At 72.0% G+C, this 3,785-nt stretch carries 2 protein-coding genes and 1 pseudogene; all 3 read right to left on the bottom strand.

The features are described 5' to 3' along the window. Nucleotides 1-273: pseudogene (locus tag ACOV8S_RS01815) on the bottom strand (CHAD domain-containing protein); the annotation flags it as partial. After that, nucleotides 215-2,491 (bottom strand): RNA degradosome polyphosphate kinase, encoded by a 2,277-nt coding sequence (locus ACOV8S_RS01810; RefSeq protein WP_448315607.1) that lies wholly within the window; start codon nucleotides 2,489-2,491, stop codon nucleotides 215-217. The pseudogene ACOV8S_RS01815 and the gene ACOV8S_RS01810, both read right to left, overlap by 59 nt. 247 nt (nucleotides 2,492-2,738) lie before the next feature. Then, nucleotides 2,739-3,731 carry an ABC transporter permease gene (locus tag ACOV8S_RS01805; RefSeq protein ID WP_448315676.1) on the bottom strand — a complete coding sequence of 331 codons (993 nt, stop codon included), beginning with the start codon at nucleotides 3,729-3,731 and terminating at the stop codon, nucleotides 2,739-2,741. Between the last annotated feature and the right edge of the window lie 54 nt (nucleotides 3,732-3,785).

The following is a 3,785-nucleotide window of genomic DNA, read 5'->3' as shown; positions in this document are numbered from 1 at the left end:
GGCGAGCTCCCGCCGTAAGGCCGTGGACCAGGCGGGGTCGAGCGCGGCGTGGAAGGTGTGCAGCGTCGCCCCGATCCGGCGCGCGGCCCTGAGCAGGGCGGGCGCGCACTCCGCGCCCCCGCCCCCGCCCGGGCCACCGCCCGCGGCGAGCCCCTTGGGCGCGCGCAGGAACTCGGTGGCCTGCGCACGCAGGTAGGCCGCCAGGGCATCGCTGTCAGGGTGTCGCTGGACCACGCCGGCGCCTCCGGGCGTCGATGAGCATCTCCTGGACATGGGGCAGCGCCCGCCCGTCCGGGTCCGTGCAGTGCCGGGTCCACTCGCCGTCCGGGCCGAGGTGCCAGGACGAGGTGGAGTCGGACATGCCGGTCTCCAGGAACCGGTTGAGGGTGGCCCGGTGGGTCGGGTCGGTGACCCGGACCAGCGCCTCGATGCGCCGGTCGAGGTTGCGGTGCATCATGTCGGCGCTGCCGAACCACACCTCGGGCTCGCCGCCGTTGGCGAACGAGAAGATCCGCGAGTGCTCCAGGAACCGGCCGAGGACCGACCGGACCCGGATGTTCTCCGAGAGCCCCGGCACTCCGGGCCGCACCGCGCAGATGCCGCGGACCCAGATGTCCACCGGCACCCCCGCCTGGGAGGCGCGGTAGCAGGCGTCGATGACCGCCTCGTCGACCATCGAGTTGACCTTGATCCGCACGTACGCGGGCCGGCCGGCCCGGTGGTGGCGGATCTCCTTGCCGATGCGGGAGACCAGCCCGTCGCGCAGCGACTTCGGCGCCACCAGCAGCCGGCGGTAGGTCTCCCGGCGTGAGTAGCCGGAGAGCCGGTTGAACAGGTCCGAGAGGTCCGCGCCGACCTGCTGGTCCGCCGTGAGCAGGCCGAGGTCCTCGTAGAGGCGGGCCGTCTTGGGGTGGTAGTTGCCGGTGCCGACGTGCGAGTAGCGGCGCAGGGTGTCGCCCTCCTGGCGCACCACCAGCGACAGCTTGCAGTGCGTCTTCAGGCCGACCAGGCCGTAGACGACGTGGCAGCCGGACTCCTCCAGCTTGCGGGCCCACTTGATGTTGGCCTGCTCGTCGAAGCGTGCCTTGATCTCGACCAGGACGAGGACCTGCTTGCCGGCCTCGGCCGCGTCTATCAGGGCGTCGACGATCGGCGAGTCGCCGGAGGTGCGGTAGAGCGTCTGCTTGATGGCCAGCACGTCCGGGTCGGCGGCGGCCTGCTCCAGGAAGGTCTGGACGGAGGTGGAGAAGGAGTCGTACGGGTGGTGCAGCAGCACGTCCCGCTCGCGCAGCGCGCCGAAGATGTCGGGCGCGGAGGCGGACTCCACCTCGGCGAGGTCGCGGTGGGTGCCCGCGATGAACTTGCGGTACTTGAGCTCGGGGCGGTCCAGGCCGGCGATGCCGAAGAGACCGGTGAGGTCGAGCGGCCCGGGCAGCGGGTACACCTCGGCCTCGGTGATCTTCAGCTCGCGCACCAGCAGGTCCAGGACGTGCCGGTCGATGGACTCCTCGACCTCCAGGCGCACCGGCGGGCCGAAGCGGCGCCGCATGAGCTCCTTCTCCAGCGCCTTGAGGAGGTTCTCGGTGTCGTCCTCCTCGACCTCCAGGTCCTCGTTGCGGGTGATCCGGAAGGCGTGGTGCTGCAGCACCTCCATGCCCGGGAACAGCTCCTCCAGGTGCGCGGAGATGACGTCCTCGATGGGGACGTAGCGCTCGGGGGAGGCCTCCAGGAAGCGGGAGAGCGACGGCGGCACCTTGACCCGGGCGAAGTGCCGGTGGCCGGAGACCGGGTTGCGGACCACGACGGCCAGGTTGAGCGAGAGACCGGAGATGTAGGGGAAGGGGTGCGCGGGGTCCACGGCGAGCGGCGTGAGGACCGGGAAGATCTTGGAACGGAAGAGCGTGAAGAGCCGCGCCTGCTCCTTCTCGGTCAGCTCCGCCCAGCGCACGACGTGGATGCCTTCGTCGGCCAGCGCGGGGGCGACGTCCTCGTGGAAGCAGGCGGCGTGCCGGGCCATGAGCTCGCGGGAGCGGGCCCAGATCATCTCCAGCACCTCGCGGGGCTGCAGCCCGGAGGCGGAGCGCTGGGCGACGCCGGTGGCGATGCGGCGCTTGAGACCGGCGACGCGGACCATGAAGAACTCGTCCAGGTTGCTGGCGAAGATCGCGAGGAAGTTCGCGCGCTCCAGCAGCGGCGTGTTCGGGTCCTCGGCGAGCTCGAGGACGCGTTCGTTGAAGCCGAGCCAGCTGCGCTCACGGTCCAGGAAACGGCCCTCGGGGAGCGGACCGTCCTCCTGGCGGACCTCCTGGTAACCGTCGAAGTCCGGACCGGCCTCCTGCTCCTCGTCACGGAGCGGCCGGCGCGGCGGTGCGGGCTCCTGTCCAGCGTGTCCCGCGGATATCAGTCCGACGGCGGCCTGCGACAGCTGCGTGCCGGAATTCCGGGCGCTGCGGTCCTGGGTCTTGGGGTCCTGGGCACTGGGCTCGCTCATGACCCCATTGTTCCGCGTGGCGGCGTCGATTGGCATGTCGGACCGGGCGCGTGGAAGCACCCGGAGGTGAGCATTCCGCCTGCTCACGCCGCCTTTGCGCGACTTCGCCGGGGTCGAGGACGTGCTCCCGCCCCCCGAGGGGTCCTCGGGGGGCGGGTCGCCGGCATCGGTAGGAGGGGTGTTCACCACCGGGGAAGGGTTTCAAGCGCGCCTGAATACCGGGTTACGGGCAGTTGGCTGCCAGGCGTCAGGCGGTACGGCGCCGGAGGACGCGGTACGACAGGATGACCGCGAGGGCGGCGACGGCGAGCCAGATGCCGGACTCCACGAGCTGGAGGGGCCAGAAATGGCCCTTGGGGTGGTAGCTGGCCCAGACGTCCCGGTAGCCCTCGGCCTTGAGGCAGGCGTAGAACTCCGCGGCGTCGCCGTATCGGCCGTCGTCGCCGAGGACGGCGTCCAGGCAGCCGTAGTCGTACGGGACGCGCTCTCCCGACCCGGTGACCGCGCCACTGTCCAGCGGCCATTCGCCGGCGGAGGTGTCCCACAGGGGGGACGGCGCGTCCGGCGTGTAGCCCTGGCGGAACTCGGCGGGCCAGAGCCGGTGCCGCCCCACCGTGAAGGCCAGGGCGCCCGCGCCCGCCAACACCAGCCCGGTGCCGAGCGATGCCAGTGTCCGCTTCAGCAGGAGACCGAGCAGGACGCCCACGGCAACGGCGCACAGCGCCCGGGGTACGGCGATGACGCCCATCGCGGTGAAGAAGTCCACGCCCCACCACTGCGGAGCTCCTCCGTACCAGACGGCGTCACGGACCTCGGCGCCCGCCCCGAAGGCGGGTCGGTACAGGGCGAGCAGCAGGGTCATGCCCGCGGTGACGGCCACGGCGGGCAGTGCCAGCTTGGCGGTGAGCCAGCGGGCGGGCGACACCGACTGGGTCCAGGCCAGGCCGGCGGTGCCGGTCTCCGTCTCCCGTGCGGTCAGTGAGGCGGCCGCCCAGCCACCGACCAGGAAGGGGGCGGCGAGGATGGCGAAGAGACCCAGGCGCAGCAGGACGTCGTAGACGGTCCAGATGTCGTGCAGTTCTTTCGGGCAGCGGAGGTGGGGCTCGCGGACGGTCTCGCAGGCCGCCAGCAGGACCTCGGCGTCGTCGCCCATGGTCCCCCAGGCCCACAGGAGCAGCCCGGCCCCGAGGAGGACGTAGGCGGTCCACAGCCACAGCGCCCACCGATGGAGGCGGAACACTGCCCAGGTGGGTCCGCCGGGTGCCTTCCCTCGCGGGAGGGCGCGGCCCTCGGG

The sequence above is a fragment of the Streptomyces sp. CO7 genome (assembly GCF_053474865.1).
Note: the sequence above shows the minus strand (reverse complement) of the source record. Positions and strands in the feature narration are given on the sequence as shown.